The sequence below is a fragment of the Streptomyces sp. SM1 genome, from assembly GCF_002910825.1.
GTDB lineage: Bacteria > Actinomycetota > Actinomycetes > Streptomycetales > Streptomycetaceae > Streptomyces > Streptomyces okerensis.
In genome coordinates this window covers 1-15,339 of the sequence record NZ_NEUB01000731.1, presented here as the reverse complement: position 1 = coordinate 15,339, position 15,339 = coordinate 1, and the positions used below count along the sequence as shown (strand labels likewise).

Genomic DNA, 15,339 nt, shown 5'->3' with positions numbered 1-15,339 from the left:
CCCTCGTGACCGCACTGTACGTGAAGATCGACGACGACTTGGCGGGTATCGTGCGGCTGCCGGGCCGGCCACCGAAACTCAGTCACTCGGAGTTGCTGTGCCTGGCGGTCATGCAGGCGATGCTCGGCTTCCACTGCGAGGCCCGCTGGCTGCGGTACGTCCGCGCACACCTCCAGGACATGTTTCCCTTCGTCCCGCAGGATGCCGGCTACAACAAGCGGCTGCGTGCCGCGCTGCCGCAGATCAAACGCGTGATACGGGTGCTCGCCAAGGACACCGACTTCTGGCACGACACGGTGTGGATCACGGACTCGACCCCGGTGCCGTGCGGGATGTCCCGCCCCACGGTCAAGCGCTCGGAGCTGGCGGGCTGGGCCAACTACGGCTACTGCGCGTCGCATTCGCGGTTCTTCTGGGGGCTGCGGCTGTACCTGGTGTGCACCCCGGCCGGGATGCCGATCCTGTGGGCGCTGGCCGATCCGAAGCTCGGCGAGCGCGAGGTGCTGGCCGCGATGCTGGAGGTCGATGCCGAGCTGGTGCGCGTGCGGCCGGGCCTGCTGCTGATCAGCGACAAGGGCTTCGCGTCGAAGACCTTCGAGCGGTCACTGTCCGTACAGGGCATCACGCTGCTGCGGCCGTCGAGGAAGAGGGAGATCCTGCGGCCCGGCGAGCCGATGCTCAAGAAGGTCCGCCAGCTGATCGAGTCGGTCAACGACACCCTCAAGGGCCAGCTCGACCTGGAACAACACGGCGGGCGCACCGTCGAGGGCGTCGCTGTCCGTGTCGCTCAGCGTGTGCTGGCCCTGGCCGCCGCGATCTGGCACAACTTCCAGACCGGCCAGGCGATCAGCCGCTCACTGACCGCCTACGACCACTGACCGTATTCGGAAAGACTCGTCTAGGGCGACATAGGGGAAGCGATCCACTGCACCGAACGCGTTACCGAGGGCCTGCACGACGGTCTTGCTGCCATCGCTGCATCTGATCATGCAGCCAAGATCGAGATCCACGTCCCTGGCTGCGCTCGCCCGCAAGGAGGCTCGCATCCTCCGGAACCAACCACCACCTACCTCCTGGGCTTCCCGCTCTGCCACCGCCCGAGGTGAGGTCCAGTTCAGGTTGACCCGGATCAGCCCTGAAGTCACGCCGTGCTTGTCCAACGAGACTGTAGGTGACGCCTTGGTCAGGACCACTGCTCCGGTCTGAGTCATCTTCGCAGTTCCTTTGGGAGGGAAAGAGATCAATGGGCGGGATCGACGACACGGACGTCGTATGAGCGCCGGAGGTGACATCTCATAGCCCTTTGGGCTGACGAGGCACGGTTTTGCGCACCTGTAACCATCTTGTCGCCAGTGCATGGTCCCGTCATGTGCTGCCAGCAGGCGGGAGATCGGACGGCATGCGCGCTCCTTATCAAGGCCGGCCCAAGCACGCACGTCGAGCACATCTTGCTCTCAGCCTCCTTCTGAGGGTCCGTGCGCCCGCCGAACGCCGAGGTCCGCGGCTCCTGGTATCACCATCCTGCGCGGGAGCACTGAAGGGGCATCGGTCACAGAATGGTCACCTCCACCCACACTCCCTCCACGCGTCGCTCTGCTGGGCACTACGGTCACTCCACCTGAAACACCGTGGGGGACGACATGACCAACCCGTACACCACTCCTATACCGCCGACGCCCCGCCCGCCCGACACCCGCCCGCTCCACAAGCGTGTACTCGTATGGGTCGGAGGTTCGGCTCTGTTCATCACGGGCGCGCTTATCGGCTCCACCGGGGACGACGGGCAACAGTCCGTGGAGACCAAGGTCAAGCCCGCGACGACCATTACCGCGACGGTCACAGCCACGCCCGAACCCGGCCCGACCGTCACCAAGACCGTGAAAGCTAAGGCCAGCCCCGGCCCCACGGTCACCGTCACCAAGACCGCCCCTGCCAAGGCTGCCAACAGCGGCAGCAGCAGCAGCCAGGACAGCGCCGGCACATGCACGATCGTCTCCAACGCGGGGAACTGCTACTCGGCGGGACAGTTTTGCCGGAACAGTGATCATGGGGCTATCACCACCACCGCGGGCGGCACGAAGATCAAGTGCACGTACAGCTCGAACGCCTGGCGCTGGACTTATATCTGATGCCATGAGGGTGGCACAGCTCAAGAATTGCTTGGTCGCGGGTGAGGGAACTGGCTCGCGTACAGCGATGCTTTGGTGCTTTAGTTGACCGGTGCCGATGCCTCTGTATGTCCCTCCAGCGCTCCGGTCGTCACGTGAGCCTAACCCCTTCGATAGATCTGCCTCCCGGAGGCCACTCAAGATCTTCGTCGACTGGCCACTGAAATCTGGCCCAATCGACGGGGAGAACGAGTTCCACGGGTACCCATTCATCGGTGGCGGAAGTACCGGCTATCCCGATTCTGCGGCAGTACTTCGGAGTCATTTTGGCCATTCGGCATTCGAGTTTTTGTTCCCTGCCTGCGAGTTGGCCGTGCCGGATGGAGTAGAACCCGGCGAGGGGGGCTCGTTTTCTCATCATGATGCCCCTAGTATTCCTGTCAAGGTGGGTTCAAGAGTGCGCGACGTATATATTGATTCCTGCCGCGAGGTAATCAGGGAAGCTTCCGGCATTGCGACCAAATACCAGATTGATGAACTAGATTCAATTGCCGGGATGCTGCTTCATCGACTCGGTCAGGAGTTGGAAGCGGATTTGGCGATTACCGACCGTGAATGGCTTTTGGAGGAGCGACCTCTCAAAGGGAATTCGCGCTTCGTCAACGTATTTTCCCCGGATGATGCGCTGGCTTTGATGGGGCTGTATCTACGTTGGCATGGTGAGCCGATTGTCATCGGTGGAACACTTAAACGATGGCCATCAGTCGCTGTCCGGCGTAGCGCAGCCTTCGTCTCTATGCCTGCCTTCGAAAGGTTGAATCAGGCTGGACGCAAGTGGTACGACACTGCGGCCGATCCAACGCTGGAGTCACTTAATCAGACGTTTCCAACGAGGATGTCGCGGTCTTTCAAATTTCGCGATGGTGTTTGCGGTCTGTCTGCCACGATGGTTGGCGGAGAGCCTGAGGAGATGCTCTGCGAGTTGGACTCGCTACCTTTTCTTTGGTTGGCGCCTTTGTGTTGCAGCGCGAATTGTGGATCACGTCCTCTGTTTGAATAGTAGAGGGGTGTACAGTTGGCAGAATTCGGGATGGCAATCTAAGCTTGAACCCTTGACTAAAGTTCTATATGACTACACCAAGGCTGGCACTGAGATGCAGAGAGTGTTTCAAGTGCTTCGTTGGATGCGAAATACTGTGCACAATGAAGCGCTCGATCTTATGCGCGATAATGGTAGTTATGTAGTTACAATGCCAGGGGAAATTCAAGATGAAGTGCGAGGTTTTTTGCGGGAAGGGTACCCTGGTTGGAGTACGGATGAAATGGGAATTCGGATGCTGCCGCCTACAGGTGCGACGGCGACCAAGTGGCTCCCGGGGGTCGGACGTTACAGCGTCACGGTAAGGCGCACAGGCGCTCCTGTGCCTGAAGATCCCTTTGAGGGGATGGCGGTTCTTGATGTGCGCAGGTTTTTGAATAGAATATTTCCAGCGACCGTTGGTGCCCTGAACGAAATTATGAAGTTCACTCCTCTGGATAAGGTGCCAGGCTATGCAGTGCATCTGGAAAATCCATCCAGAGTGAACCTTCCCTGGAATTTTAGCGATACCACCGGACACCGGCTGCGGATGCTGTACGGCGTCACCGAACTTGCTTGATCTGCGTCAGTGATGGCCATGGGTTGTGCCAGTTACAGCTCAGCCGATCTGGGGGCCGACTGCTGGAGTGGTGGTGGCCAGAGTCGGTCTTGCTGGAGCCTATGGCGGGTCGGCTGGCAGACCGCCGTGGCGACGGCGCGACCGGTCGGAGTTGACGGCAGCGCTGACGGCGACGACGGCTCACGGACGCACATGATCGCTGGCTTGCGCAACCGGAGTAGGAGGCCGTTGGTGCCTCTCACAGCAAGCTGCCCGATCCTACGGATCAGAAGGTTGCAGGTTCGAATCCTGCCGAGTGCACAGCAGACCAGAGGCCCTGTGGAGTGATCCACAGGGCCTCTGGTGTTTCACGGCTGGGGTGCCCGGCGTATCGCGCCTGTCGGCAGTGGTCGCCGCCATGGCGTCGGCCGCGCTCGCGGGGTGTGGAACGAGGGCGGATCAGGAGCAGTTCTCGTGTGGTCCCTGGCCGGCGTCTTCGACGCTCGGGTCGAGAGGGCTTGCGGCATCTCCGACGGGGCGCGCCTCCCCTTCCCTCCCCTTTGCTCGGTTCTTGCCTTCTCTGTTTCCTCAAGGAGCGCTCAAGTGTGTTGCTTCGGAATCGCTTCTCATGCAAGATCAACACCTCAGTGGAACGCCGCCTCTGACCAGGGCGGCGACTGTTCGATGTTCAATTGAATGAAGCAGGGGGAACAATTTCATGACCGCTTTTCTGCACGCGCACACCGGTGCCCCTTTGCGGTGCCGGGTGGCGGTGACAGCCGGTATGGCGGCGGTCGCCGTCTTCGCCGTGACGGCCGGGGCTCACGCGTCGGAGCCGGGGGCGGAGCCCGCCGCCGTTGTCTCGGCGCAGGCGGGATCTGCCGCCGACGAGGCCGCGTTCGCCGAGATCGAGAAGGCGCTTCAGCTCATCGCCGACATCCCCGAGGATGTTCTCGGCCAAGGCGACGAGGCGGTTCGGCAGTGGATGACGCAGCGAGTGGAGGGCGAACTCGCCAAGGAGTCCAAGGGGGGACCCCAGCGTTCTTTCAGCGCTACCGGGTGTGCCCGCGGAATTCTACTGGCGATCGGTTCCAATGTGTTCGCCGTGGCCAAGATATACAAGATGAAGAAGGCCATCGACAAGCTCGGCGGGATATCCAAGGTGGTCAATAAGATCCGCTCGAAGAAAAAGACGGGGAAGACTTTCAAGAAGGGAATAGCGGAGGTCTTCGAGGAGGCGGGCGGCGGCCTCGGCGGAATGGCCGCTTCCATCCTCGGTGTCGACGGCGTCATCAAGCACTGCTGGTGAGCAGGTACTGCGGGAACCGGAGGCATGGATGATGGACACCTTTGCGAGCCTGCTGCGCGCGGGCTGTCTGGTCGCCGGGAGCGGGCTGGTGGTCGCCTTCGCCGTCACCGCGGTGCGGCGCCGCCGCGCGGGTGCCGGTTTCGGCGAGCTGGCCGATCTGATGGAGCGCGACTGGTTCAGTGCCGGGAAGGTCTTCTTCGCCGTTCTGACGGGGCTGGCCGGTTCGTGGGCCGCGGCGTTCGTCGGCGGGACACGGAGCGGCCTGACGGAATCGGTCGCCATCCTCTTTCCGCTCGGCATCGTCGCCGCGTTCGCGGCGTGCCGCTTCGCGGACGGGGCCGGCGGGCGCTCTCTGGGTGAGAAGGCGGTCGTCCTGGTGGCGGCGCCCGTCGCGCTGGGCGCGATCATGACCGGCTGGTAGGGGATTCGGCAGCCTGAGCCCGTGCAGGCCCTGAAGGGGCGGTGCGTCGTGCCCGGCCGGGCACGACGTGTCCGGGCACAGGAGGGTGCCGGTCAGGCCGCGGACGGGGTGATGTTCTGGTTGGCGTGGAAGAAGTTGTGCGGGTCGTGGGCGCGTTTGACGGCTGCCAGGCGGTCGTAGTTGTCGCGGTAGGTGGAGCGGACGCGTTCGGGGCCTTCCGACTCGCCGAGGAAGTTGACGTAGGAGCCGCCCATGGAGTGCGGGTGGAGGTCGGTCCAGTAGTCGACGCACCACTGCCGGATCGCGTCGGCGTTGGCCGGGTCCGGGTCGACGCCGGCGACGACGCCGGACCACACGGCGTCGCGGTAGGCCCAGGCAGTCTCGCCGGTGGCGACCCGGTGGGCCGCTCCGTCCGCCGGGTACAGGTGCATGGTCGACAGGTCGGTGGGCAGGGCGTGGCCGTACCGTTCGTGCACGGCGACAGCCGCGTCCGGGATGCCGTCGAAGAAGTCGCCGCGCCAGTACCACTGCAGTCCCTTGGGGACCAGCTCGTCGAACATGGTCTGGAGGGCGGGATAGGGCATCGGTGTGGCGAAGTGGAAGGCCGGCGGCGCCGGTTCGTTGACGACGGACAGTGTCTCCTCCAGACGGCCCTCCTCGGGTTCGCCCGTGTAGCACCAGATCACGGCGCACATCTTCCGGCCGTGGACCGGTTCCGGGAAGGGCGGTCCGGGCGGGACGGTCATCAGCGCGAAGAACCCGTTGAGGTCCGGCGCGGACGGCAGGAACTCCCGGTACCAGCGGAGCACCTCCGCGGTGCGGTCGACGGGCCACACGGTCACCGCGACCCCGACCGTGTCCACCGGGTGCGACCGGAACGTGAACGAGGTGACCACCCCGAAGTTGCCCCCGCCGCCGCGCAGCGCCCACAGCAGATCGGGGTGCTCCTTCTCGGAGGCGGCGACGACACCGCCGTCGGCCAGGACGACGTCGGCGCCGATCAGACTGTCGACGGTCAGTCCGTACTTCCGCGTGAGGTGGCCGTGACCACCGCCCAGGGTGAGGCCGCCGACCCCCGTCGTGGAGTTGATCCCGCTCGGTATGCCGCGGCCGAAGGAGTGGGCCTCGTGGTCGAGGTCGCCCAGTTGGCTGCCCCCGCCCACCCGTACGGTCCCGGTGTCCGGGGCGACCCGGACCCAGCGCATGGGGGACAGGTCGAGGGTGAGCCCGCCGTCGACCAGGCACAGACCCGGCCCGCTGTGCCCGCCCCCGCGGACGGCGAGGTCGGCTCCCGTCTCCTGGGCGGAGGCGATGGTGGTCCGTACGTCCGCCGTGCCCGTGCACTGGGCGATGGCGGCCGGACGCCGGTCGATCATGGCGTTGTAGATGCTGCGGGTCTCGTCGTACTCCGCGTCCTGCGGTGTCACGACACGTCCTCGCAAGGCCGTGCGCAGGCTGTCGAGAGCAGTTGCGTCCATACCGCTCATGAGCGGACACCCCTCGGAAGGATTGTGGGACTGATGGCCGTGGGGGGACGGGGAACCGGGGGCCGGCGGATCGGCCGTCGTGCGTCGTTCGCCCGGGCCCGGGGAGCGAAGCCCCACTCACCTCAGTGCGACGCCGGTCACATCGTGGCGCGACACGGCGGATCACTCCGGCCGGCGCGGGTTCTCACGGTGGCGGAGCGTCTCACGGAGATAGCGGGTCAGGCTGGTGGCGGCCGCGGTGAGGAAGACGAACGAGTAGACGATCTGCAGGACGGCGACCAGGCGCGCCTCCTGGCCGCGCGGGGTGATGTCGCCGTAGCCGATGGTGGCCAGGGTGACCAGCGTGAAGTAGAGGGCGTCCAGGCGGGTGCTGATGCCGTCGAGTTCACCGGGGTTCCGGGCCAGCGCCAGGTAGGCGGTGGCGAAGACCAGGATGGACAGGCACATCAGCGGCGGGATGACCAGGCCCGGCCGGACGCCGGGGACCGACAGCAGCACCCGTACGACCTGCCGCAGCAGCAGGAGCGCGATCAGCGCCAGCGCGACGCCGAAGAGCACCCAGCTCAGGGCCGGGCGCTGCGGCCCCAGCCGGTCGAGGGGCAGGAGGAAGTACGCGGCGACCAGCACCGTCACCCCCGCCACCTGGGCCAGCCAGGGCCACAGGGCGCTCCAGGCCGTGGGGGCGCGCCTTACGCCCGGCTCTCGCGACGGGGTGCGCACAGCGCCCAGATGATGAAGCCGTCGATGATGATGAGGACGATCGACCACACCGGGAAGTACGGCAGCCACACGAAGTTGGCGATCATGCTGAGCCCGGCCAGCGTCACGCCCACCACACGGGCCCACGTGGCCCCCGTCAACAGGGCGGCGCCGGCGGCGACCACCAGCGCGCCGAGGATCAGGTGGACCCAGCCCCATCCGGTCAGGCTGAACGCGTAGGTGAAGTCGCGGGTGGAGACGAAGACGTCGTCCTCGGCGATCGCGGCGATGCCCTGGAAGACCGCCATGATCCCGCCGAAGATCATCAGAACCGCGGCGGCGACCGTCCAGCCCGCGGCCCAGGGGTTCTCCGCCTCCCACCCGGTCCCGTGGTGGCGCGTACCGCTGACATTGCTCGCCATGTTCTTGGCCTTTCGGACGTCCCCGAGCGGTGCGATACCTCAGTCCAGAGTGGCACTCCCGATCACACCCGGCACCTCGGAGCACGTCGGGTGCTCCGGGCACGGTGAACGGGGGGCGTTGTCAGTGGTGCCCTCTAGTCTCGGCGGAGATGGCACAGGCATGGCGCTGCTCCGGGCTGCGGTGGTCGGCCGACGGCCCCGTGCTGGCATGGGACGGCGGTCGGCGCTCCGCGCTGACCTGGGGGAAACGGGTGGCCTTCGGAGTCGTGGAAGGGGGAGTGCGGACATGCGTGGGGGCACGGGGGCATGCGTGTCCGTTCGGTGCGGCGGTGCCGGGGCGGAGCACGGGGGCGCGCTGCGAGGAGTGCTCCCGGCTGGACCGGGCCCACTCGGTGGCCGCCGACACCCTCGCGGACGATCCGCGTCCCTACCGCGTGTACCTGGCGTGGTTCGGGCCGGGGATGACCAAGGTCGGGATCACCGCGGTGCGGCGGGAGGGGGCGCGGCTGCTGGAGCAGGGGGCGGTCTGCTTCACCTGGCTGGGCAGCGGGCCGCTGATGGCGGCGCGGCGCACCGAGGAACTGCTGCGCGCCGCGCTCCGGGTGCCCGACCGGATCCCCTACGCCGCCAAGCGGGCGGCGAGGGGGGCCCTTCCGGCGACGCGCGGAGAACGGGCGGCGGAGATCGCAGGGCTGCACGCGCGGGCGGTCGCCCTGAGCGGATGGCCGGAGTCCCTCGCCCCCACGCCGTTCGAACCGGTCGATCACGTGGAGGTGTTCGGGCTGGCGGGGGCACCGGCCGCCGTGGCTGAGGTCCGCGAGCTGGTCGCCGGGGGCGTGGTGAGCGGGGAGCTGGTGGCCGCGGCCGGACCCGATCTGCATCTGCTGACGGGCCGGGGGCCCGTGGTCCTCGACACCCGGCTGCTGGCCGGGTGGGGGCTGGTGCCGGCCGTCGGGCGGGAGTTCGCGGTGCCGGTCAAGGCGCTGAAGGAGAGGCCGGCGGCGCAGGACGGGCTGTTCTGACCCGGCCTCTGGACCGGAGGTGCGGCCGCGGGTGATCGTGACGGCATGAGCGATCACTCCGGCACCCGTTCCGAAGCCGACGACGTCCGGCGCTTCTGGGAGGGACTCGGGCTGCCCGGGCTCGTCGACGTGCACACGCACTTCATGCCGGAGCGGGTGCTCCACAAGGTCTGGGCCTATTTCGACGCGCTCGGACCACTGACCGGCGGGGTCGAGTGGCCGATCTCGTACCGGGAGGGAGAGGGCGAACGGGCGGAGCTGCTGCGGGCGTTCGGGATACGGGCCTTCACCGCGATGCTCTACCCGCACAAGCCGGGCATGGCGCGCTGGCTGAACGACTGGGCGGCCGGCTTCGCCCGGCGCACACCCGACTGCCTGCACACCTCGACGCTGTTCCCCGAGCCGGGAGTCGAGGGGTACGTCCGGGACGCCGTGGAGACCGGGGCGCGCGTCTTCAAGGCACATGTGCAGGTGGGCGGGTACGACCCGGCCGGTGAGGCGCTCGACGCCGCCTGGGGTCTGCTCGCGGAGGCGGGCGTTCCGGTGGTGATCCACTGCGGGTCCGGGCCCGCGCCCGGCACGTACACGGGTCCCGAGCCGGTCGCCCGGGTGCTGGCCCGGCATCCCCGGCTGCGGCTGGTGGTGGCGCACCTGGGGATGCCCGAGTACGAGGAGTTCCTCGGCCTCGCCGAGCGGTACGGGGAGGTGCGGCTGGACACCACGATGGCGTTCACCGACTTCAGCGAACGGATGGCGCCGTTCCCCCGGCGGGCCCTGCCCCGGCTGGCCGCCCTCGGCGACCGGATCCTGCTCGGCTCGGACTTCCCCAACATCCCCTATCCATACGTCCACCAGCTGCATGCGCTGGAGCGGCTGGGACTTGGTGAGGAGTGGTTGAGGGCGGTGTGCCACGACAACGCGGCGGCGCTCTTCGGTCTGCCGGCGCGGTGAGGGCGGGAACCGTGCGGGCGGCCGGGGCTGCCGGGAGGGGTGGCGCGGCCCGGCGCCGACGGGGTGCCGTCGCGCCCACCCTCCCCCACTCTCGGCTTCGCTCGAGCGGGGGGACCCCCATCGCCCTGCGGCACGATTGCCCGCGGAGGGCCGAGGGCGGAGGGCGGAGGGCCGAGGGCCGAGGGCCGAGGGCCGAGGGGACCTGGGGGGCGTTTCTCAGGGAAAACACAGGTTGCCGAAAGAGTGTTCTCAGAGGGTTCGCACATCGTGTGCGGTATGACCACGATCTCGCCCCGGGGGCGCACCGAACTGCTCAGGCCGGACGGGAGCCCCGTCCGCGTGCTTGTCGTGGACGACGAGCAGTCGATCAGTGAACTGCTGTCCATGGCCCTGCGGTACGAGGGCTGGCAGATCCGCAGCGCGGGCGACGGCCGGGGCGCCCTGCGCACCGCGCGCGAGTTCCGGCCCGACGCCGTCGTCCTGGACGTGATGCTGCCGGACATGGACGGGCTGTCCGTCCTCGGGCGGCTGCGCCGGGATCTGCCGGACGTGCCCGTGCTGTTCCTGACCGCGAAGGACGCCATCGAGGACCGTATCGCCGGACTGACCGCGGGCGGGGACGACTACGTGACCAAGCCGTTCAGCCTGGAGGAGGTCGTCGCACGGCTGCGCGGCCTGATCCGCCGGTCCGGCGCGGCCGACCGCCGCTCCGAGTCGGTGCTCGTCGTCGGCGACCTCACCCTCGACGAGGACAGCCACGAGGTCACCCGGGGCGGTCAGGACATCCACCTCACCGCGACCGAGTTCGAGCTGCTGCGCTTCCTCATGCGCAACCCGCGGCGCGTGCTCAGCAAGGCCCAGATCCTCGACCGGGTCTGGTCGTACGACTTCGGCGGGCAGGCGAACGTCGTCGAGCTGTACATCTCGTACCTGCGCCGGAAGATCGACGCGGGCCGGGAGCCGATGATCCACACCCGGCGCGGTGCCGGATACCTGATCAAGTCCGCGGTGTCGTGAGCGGACGGCGAGGGCCGCGTCCGCGGACCCTGCGGACGCGGCTCGTCGTCGCGTCCGTGACGCTGATCGCGGTCGTGTGCGCGGTGATCGGCACGGTGACGACACTGGCGCTGCGCTCCCACCTGTACGAGCAACTGGACGACCAGGTGCGCGAGGTGGCCATGCGGGCGGCGGGCGGACCGGTGAACGGCCCGCCGCTGCCCGAGCCGCTGCGGCACGAGGACCCCCTCGACTTCGTCACCAAGGGCCCGCAGGGCTTCGGCGCGATCGGCGCGACCGTCGAGAACGGCCGGGTGACCGACGGGGTGGTGAGCAACAAGAAGGTCGTGAACGGCTTCACCGCGCCCGAGGCCGGCCGGCTCACCGACGCCCAGCTGGCGGCCCTCGGGGCCGTGCCGCGCGATGTCGGGGCCGAGCACACCGTGGACGTCCCCGGCCTGGGCGACTACCGCGTCACCTACCGGGCCGGGCCCAGCGGCGCCTTCTACGTCGCCCTCCCCACCGCCGACGTCGACAGCACGGTCACCACCCTGATCCTCGTCGAGGTCAGTGTCACCGCCGCCGGTCTCGTCGCCGCGTCCCTCGCCGGAGCCGTCATCGTCGGCGTCGCCACCCGCCCCCTGCGCAGGATCGCCGCCACCGCCACCCGCGTCTCCGAACTCCCCCTGCACAGCGGCGAGGTCACCCTCGAAGAGCGCGTCCCGGAGTCCGAGTGCGATCCGCACACCGAGGTCGGCCGGGTCGGTGCCGCGCTGAACCGGCTGCTCGACCACATCCACGGGGCCCTGCGCGCACGCCAGGAGAGCGAGACGCGGGTACGGCAGTTCGTCGCCGACGCCGGCCATGAACTGCGTACGCCGCTCGCCTCCATCCGCGGCTACGCCGAACTCACCCGCCGGGGCCGGGAGGAGGCCGGCCCCGACACCCGGCACGCGCTCGGGCGGATCGAGTCCGAGGCGGACCGGATGACCCTGCTCGTCGAGGACCTGCTGCTGCTCGCCCGTCTCGACGCCGGGCGGCCCCTGCGGTACGAGCGGACCGACCTGGTCCCGCTCGTCGTGGACGCCGTCAGCGACGCCCGCGCCGCCGGCCAGGACCACGACTGGCGCCTCGAACTGCCCGACGGGCCCGCCCCGGTGACCGGTGACGCCGCCCGGCTCCAACAGGTCCTCGTCAACCTGCTGGGCAACGCCCGCACCCACACCCCGCCCGGCACCACGGTCACCGCCCGCGTGCGCGGAGACGGTGCCGGGCTGTGCGTGGACGTGGCGGACAACGGGCCCGGCATCCCGCCCGCCCTCCTCCCGCATGTCTTCGAACGGTTCGCGCGCGGTGACGCGGCACGCACCCGGACGGCCGGCTCGACCGGCCTGGGCCTGGCCATCGCGCGGGCCGTCGCGGCCGCGCACGGCGGGGCCGTGACCGTCGACAGCGTGCCCGGACGGACCGTGTTCACCCTCCACCTGCCCGCGGTGTCACCGCGGTCGACGTCCGTGCCGCAGCCGACGTCCGTGCCGCACTCACAGCCGCGGCACAGCCTCACCACACGGGCGCGACAGGAGGCTTGATCAGAGTCGGTTCCCATGAGAACCGATTCCTCTCCCGGCACCCTGCCGGCACGGGAGCACCTCCCGGCCGCCGGAGCCGGCGCACCGGTCCTGGACGTAGTGATCCCCGTCCACAACGAGGAGAAGGACCTCCGGCCGTGCGTCCGCCGGCTGCACCAGCACCTCACCCGCACCTTCCCCTACGCGTTCCGCATCACGATCGCCGACAACGCCTCCACCGACGCCACCCCGCGGGTGGCCGGCGAGCTGGCGGAGCGGATCGCGGAGGTCCGGTCCGTCCGCCTGGAGCGGAAGGGACGCGGCCGGGCGCTGCGGACCGTCTGGGCGGCCTCCGACGCCCCCGTCCTCGCCTACATGGACGTCGACCTCTCCACCGACCTCAACGCCCTGCTGCCGCTGGTCGCCCCACTGATCTCCGGCCACTCCGACCTCGCGATCGGCTCCCGGCTGAGCCGCAGCGCACGGGTGGTGCGGGGCGCCAAGCGGGAGCTCATCAGCCGCGGCTACAACCTGATCCTGCGCGGCTCGCTCCAGGCACGTTTCTCCGACGCGCAGTGCGGGTTCAAGGCGATCCGCCGAGACGTGGCGCAGGTGCTGCTGCCGCTGGTGGAGGACAGCGGCTGGTTCTTCGACACCGAACTGCTGGTGCTCGCCGAGCGGGCGGGGCTGCGCATCCACGAGGTGCCGGTCGACTGGGTCGACGACCCCGACTCCACCGTGCACATCGTGCGGACGGCGACCGACGACCTCAGGGGAGTCTGGCGGGTCGGCAGGGCCCTGGCCACCGGTTCGCTGCCGCTCGACCGGCTCGCCCGGCCCTTCGGCGACGACCCGCGCGACCGGGACATCGGGGACGTACCGCAGGGCCTGGCCCGCCAGTTGCTCGGCTTCTGCGTCGTCGGTGTCCTGTCCACCCTCTTCTACCTGCTGCTCTACAGCGGTTTCCGGACCCTCACCGGCTCCCAGACCGCCAACCTGCTTGCTCTGCTGGTCTCGGCGGTCGCCAACACCGCCGCCAACCGGCGGCTCACCTTCGGCGTGCGCGGGCGCTCCGGGGCCGTACGGCACCAGGCGCAGGGGCTGGTCGTCCTCGCCATCGGCCTCGCCCTGACCAGCGGCTCGCTGATGGCCCTGCACACGGCGAGCGGCGACCCCGCCCACTCCACCGAACTCGCGGTCCTCGTCGCCGCGAACCTCGCGGCGACCGTGCTGCGGTTCCTGCTCTTCCGGGCGTGGGTGTTCCCGGACGGCCCCCCGTCCCCCGCCGCCGATCCGTTGCCGGACGTGTCCGCCGAACACGACGCAGCCCTCTCCCCCGCCGCCCCCGCCGAACACGACCCGAGGGACTTCCGATGACCACGCAGTACGAGCGGACGGACCCCCCGGCCGACCCCGCCGGCCCCTCCACCTCGGGACCCCCGCCCGAGTCCGCTCCCGCTCCCGCCACACCCTCCTCCCCCCGGGACCCCCGCTGGGCGCGCCCCGCGCTCCTCGCCCTCCTGCTGGCGACCGGTCTGCTCTACCTCTGCAACCTGAGCGCCTCCGGATACGCCAACTCCTTCTACTCGGCGGCCGTGCAGGCCGGCAGCGAGTCCTGGAAGGCGTTCTTCTTCGGCTCGCTGGACGCGGCGAACGCCATCACCGTGGACAAGCCCCCGGCCTCGCTGTGGCCGATGGGACTCTCGGTGCGGATCTTCGGCCTGAACTCCTGGGCGATCCTCGTGCCCGAGGTGCTGATGGGCGTCGGCACGGTCGCCGTCGTGTACGCGGCCGTACGCCGCCGCTCCGGTCCGGCGGCCGGTCTGATCGCGGGCGCGGTCCTCGCCCTCACCCCGGTCGCGGCGCTGATGTTCCGGTTCAACAATCCGGACGCGATGCTGGCGCTGTTGATGTCCGTCGCCTGCTACCTCGTCGTCCGGGCTGTCGAGGACGGCCGTACGAAGTGGCTGGTGTGGGCCGGGGTCGCGATCGGCTTCGCGTTCCTCACCAAGACCTTCCAGGCCTTCCTGATCCTTCCCGCCCTCGCGCTCGTCCACGGCGTCTGCGCCCCGGTGCGGCTGAGGAAGCGGCTGGTGCAACTCGCCCTGGCGACCGCCGCGCTGGTCGTCTCCGGCGGCTGGTGGGTCGCGGTCGTGGAACTGTGGCCCGCGTCCTCGCGCCCGTACGTCGGAGGCTCGCAGGACAACAGCTTCCTGGAACTGACCTTCGGCTACAACGGCCTCGGCCGGCTCAACGGCGAGGAGACGGGCAGCGTCGGCGGCGGTGGTGGCGGTAGGGGCGGCGGCGGTCAGTGGGGGGAGACCGGCTGGGACCGGATGTTCGGCTCCGAGGTGGGCGGCCAGATCTCCTGGCTGCTGCCCGCCGCGCTGATCCTGCTCGCCGGGGGTCTGGTGCTCACCCGGAAGGCCGCGCGGACCGACCCGGCCCGGGCGTCCTTCCTGGTGTGGGGCGGCTCGCTGCTGACGACCATGGCGGTCTTCAGCTACATGGCCGGCATCTTCCACCAGTACTACACGGTGGCCCTCGCCCCCTACCTCGCGGCCGTGACCGGCATGGGCGCGGTGGCCCTGTGGGAGAGGCGGCGGACGCTCTGGGCGGGGCTCACGCTCGCGGCGGCGGTCACGGCGACGGCGGCCTGGGGGTACGTACTGCTCCACCGCACGCCCGCGTACCTGCCGTGGCTGAAGTGGCTGGTCCT

Annotated in this window: 15 protein-coding genes; 12 read left to right on the top strand and 3 right to left on the bottom strand. The window is 69.1% G+C overall.

Annotated elements, in window-relative coordinates:
• From B9S61_RS21305 to B9S61_RS21285, 6 genes are all read left to right on the top strand, one after another.
• A partial coding sequence (locus tag B9S61_RS21305) for an IS982 family transposase (protein WP_374936231.1) occupies positions 1-878 on the top strand: 878 nt, incomplete at its 5' end.
• Between the two features lie 762 nt (positions 879-1,640).
• Complete coding sequence (locus B9S61_RS21295; RefSeq protein WP_103543694.1) at positions 1,641-2,129, top strand: hypothetical protein; 489 nt, start codon at positions 1,641-1,643, stop codon at positions 2,127-2,129.
• 436 nt (positions 2,130-2,565) lie between these two features.
• On the top strand, positions 2,566-3,168 hold the full coding sequence (locus tag B9S61_RS40400; protein ID WP_146064907.1) for a hypothetical protein: 603 nt from the start codon (positions 2,566-2,568) through the stop codon (positions 3,166-3,168).
• Positions 3,169-3,175: 7 nt separating this feature from the next.
• Positions 3,176-3,766 (top strand): hypothetical protein, encoded by a 591-nt coding sequence (locus B9S61_RS40395; protein WP_146064906.1) that lies wholly within the window; start codon positions 3,176-3,178, stop codon positions 3,764-3,766.
• Between the two features lie 697 nt (positions 3,767-4,463).
• Positions 4,464-5,054: a hypothetical protein gene (locus B9S61_RS21290; RefSeq protein ID WP_103543691.1), complete on the top strand. Its 591-nt coding sequence runs from the start codon at positions 4,464-4,466 to the stop codon at positions 5,052-5,054.
• Between the two features lie 28 nt (positions 5,055-5,082).
• Positions 5,083-5,475, top strand: a complete 393-nt coding sequence (locus B9S61_RS21285; RefSeq protein ID WP_258039772.1) for a hypothetical protein — start codon at positions 5,083-5,085, stop codon at positions 5,473-5,475.
• Between the two features lie 92 nt (positions 5,476-5,567).
• Here B9S61_RS21285 and B9S61_RS21280 read toward each other — a convergent pair whose 3' ends face one another.
• The 3 genes from B9S61_RS21280 to B9S61_RS21270 all read right to left on the bottom strand — a co-directional run bounded on the left by B9S61_RS21280 (position 5,568) and on the right by B9S61_RS21270 (position 8,083).
• Positions 5,568-6,953 carry an FAD-binding oxidoreductase gene (locus B9S61_RS21280; protein ID WP_103543690.1) on the bottom strand — a complete coding sequence of 462 codons (1,386 nt, stop codon included), beginning with the start codon at positions 6,951-6,953 and terminating at the stop codon, positions 5,568-5,570.
• A 171-nt stretch (positions 6,954-7,124) separates the two neighbouring features.
• The gene (locus B9S61_RS21275; protein WP_103543692.1) at positions 7,125-7,613 is read right to left on the bottom strand and encodes a potassium channel family protein; all 489 of its coding nucleotides are present in this window, start codon (positions 7,611-7,613) and stop codon (positions 7,125-7,127) included.
• 38 nt (positions 7,614-7,651) lie between these two features.
• Complete coding sequence (locus B9S61_RS21270; RefSeq protein ID WP_103543689.1) at positions 7,652-8,083, bottom strand: hypothetical protein; 432 nt, start codon at positions 8,081-8,083, stop codon at positions 7,652-7,654.
• 149 nt (positions 8,084-8,232) lie between these two features.
• Here B9S61_RS21270 and B9S61_RS21265 point away from each other — a divergent pair, with 149 nt between their 5' ends.
• The 6 genes from B9S61_RS21265 to B9S61_RS21240 all read left to right on the top strand — a co-directional run.
• Complete coding sequence (locus B9S61_RS21265) at positions 8,233-9,105, top strand: DUF2797 domain-containing protein (RefSeq protein ID WP_103543688.1); 873 nt, start codon at positions 8,233-8,235, stop codon at positions 9,103-9,105.
• Positions 9,106-9,150: 45 nt separating this feature from the next.
• Positions 9,151-10,056, top strand: coding sequence for an amidohydrolase family protein (locus tag B9S61_RS21260; protein WP_103543687.1), 906 nt, complete (start codon positions 9,151-9,153; stop codon positions 10,054-10,056).
• Positions 10,057-10,332: 276 nt separating this feature from the next.
• Positions 10,333-11,073, top strand: coding sequence for a response regulator transcription factor (locus tag B9S61_RS21255; RefSeq protein WP_181007467.1), 741 nt, complete (start codon positions 10,333-10,335; stop codon positions 11,071-11,073).
• On the top strand, positions 11,070-12,641 hold the full coding sequence (locus B9S61_RS21250) for a cell wall metabolism sensor histidine kinase WalK (protein ID WP_103543685.1): 1,572 nt from the start codon (positions 11,070-11,072) through the stop codon (positions 12,639-12,641). The genes B9S61_RS21255 and B9S61_RS21250 overlap by 4 nt, the downstream gene beginning before the upstream one ends.
• A gap of 15 nt (positions 12,642-12,656) precedes the next feature.
• Entirely contained in the window at positions 12,657-13,997 is a 1,341-nt protein-coding gene (locus tag B9S61_RS21245; RefSeq protein WP_181007466.1) for a bifunctional glycosyltransferase family 2/GtrA family protein, read from the top strand.
• A partial coding sequence (locus B9S61_RS21240; RefSeq protein WP_146064905.1) for a glycosyltransferase family 39 protein occupies positions 13,994-15,339 on the top strand: 1,346 nt, incomplete at its 3' end. The genes B9S61_RS21245 and B9S61_RS21240, both read left to right, overlap by 4 nt.

Bases quoted from the DNA above. Each gene is read 5' to 3' on its own strand.
- B9S61_RS21295 (WP_103543694.1), top strand. From the start codon at position 1,641: ATGACCAACCCGTACACCACTCCTATACCGCCGACGCCCCGCCCGCCC.
- B9S61_RS21290 (WP_103543691.1), top strand. From the start codon at position 4,464: ATGACCGCTTTTCTGCACGCGCACACCGGTGCCCCTTTGCGGTGCCGG.
- B9S61_RS21285 (WP_258039772.1), top strand. From the start codon at position 5,083: ATGATGGACACCTTTGCGAGCCTGCTGCGCGCGGGCTGTCTGGTCGCC.
- B9S61_RS21280 (WP_103543690.1), bottom strand. From the start codon at position 6,953: ATGGACGCAACTGCTCTCGACAGCCTGCGCACGGCCTTGCGAGGACGT.
- B9S61_RS21270 (WP_103543689.1), bottom strand. From the start codon at position 8,083: ATGGCGAGCAATGTCAGCGGTACGCGCCACCACGGGACCGGGTGGGAG.
- B9S61_RS21265 (WP_103543688.1), top strand. From the start codon at position 8,233: ATGGCACAGGCATGGCGCTGCTCCGGGCTGCGGTGGTCGGCCGACGGC.
- B9S61_RS21260 (WP_103543687.1), top strand. From the start codon at position 9,151: ATGAGCGATCACTCCGGCACCCGTTCCGAAGCCGACGACGTCCGGCGC.
- B9S61_RS21255 (WP_181007467.1), top strand. From the start codon at position 10,333: ATGACCACGATCTCGCCCCGGGGGCGCACCGAACTGCTCAGGCCGGAC.
- B9S61_RS21245 (WP_181007466.1), top strand. From the start codon at position 12,657: ATGAGAACCGATTCCTCTCCCGGCACCCTGCCGGCACGGGAGCACCTC.